We start from the raw sequence: 1,015 nt of genomic DNA on the forward strand, positions 1-1,015 counted from the left end.
CCGTCCGCTCGGCCCACGCGCCGACGTCGCCCTTCGCGAGCGCCACCGCGAGCAGCTCCGGGAACCGGTCCGGCGTGCACGCGAACGCCGGCACGCCCAGCGCCGCGAGCGCCGCCGCGTTGTCCCGGTCGTACGCGGGAGCCCCCGAGTCCGACAGGGCCAGAAGCACGACGACCTGCACGCCCGACGCGGTCATCGACGCCACCCGGCGCAGCATCTCGTCGCGGATCCCACCCTCGTACAGGTCGCTGATCAGCACGAACAGGGTGTCCGCGGGACGCCGCACGAGCGACTGCGCGTACGCGATCGCACCGTTGATGTCGGTCCCGCCCCCCAGCTGCGTGCCGAACAGCACGTCCACCGGGTCGGCGAGCCGGTCCGTCAGGTCGACGACCGCCGTGTCGAACACCACGAGCGACGTCCGCAGCGCCCGCATCGAGGCGAGCACCGCGCCGAACACCGACGCGTACACGACCGACTCCGCCATCGACCCCGACTGGTCGATCGCCAGGACCACGTCCCGCGCGACGACGTTCTGCGCCCGCGACCGGCCCACCAGGCGCGCCGGGACGACCGTGCGGTGCTCGGGCAGGTAGTGGCGCAGGTTCGCGCGGATCGTCGCGTCCCAGTCGATGTCGCCCGGACGCGGCCGGTGCGTCCGGTCCCGCCGCAGCGCCCCCGCGACCGCCGACCGCGTCGCCGCGGCGATGCGCTTCTCGATCTCCGCGACGACCGTCGCGACCACGTGCCGTGCCGTCGCGCGCGTCTGCTCGGGCAGCGTGCGGTTCAGCGAGATCAGCGTCGACACGAGCGAGACGTCGGGCTGCACCGACGCCAGCAGCTCGGGCTCCAGCAGCAGGCGTCGCAGCCCCAGCCGGTCCACGGCGTCGCGCTGCATGACCTCGACGACCGACGTCGGGAAGTACGTGCGGATGTCGCCGAGCCACCGCGCGACGCGCGGTGCCGAGCCGCCGAGGCCCGCCGTGCGCGACCCCGACGACCCCGACGGCGTGAC

At 74.6% G+C, this 1,015-nt stretch carries 1 protein-coding gene; it reads right to left on the reverse strand.

What is annotated here, in order from left to right; genetic code table 11:
- On the reverse strand, positions 1 to 898 hold an 898-nt coding region (locus HGA02_RS20200; RefSeq protein ID WP_246248151.1), incomplete at its 3' end, for a VWA domain-containing protein.
- Positions 899 to 1,015: the final 117 nt, after the last annotated feature.

Origin of the sequence: Cellulomonas septica (genome assembly GCF_012396155.1) — a bacterium.
GTDB lineage: Bacteria > Actinomycetota > Actinomycetes > Actinomycetales > Cellulomonadaceae > Cellulomonas > Cellulomonas septica.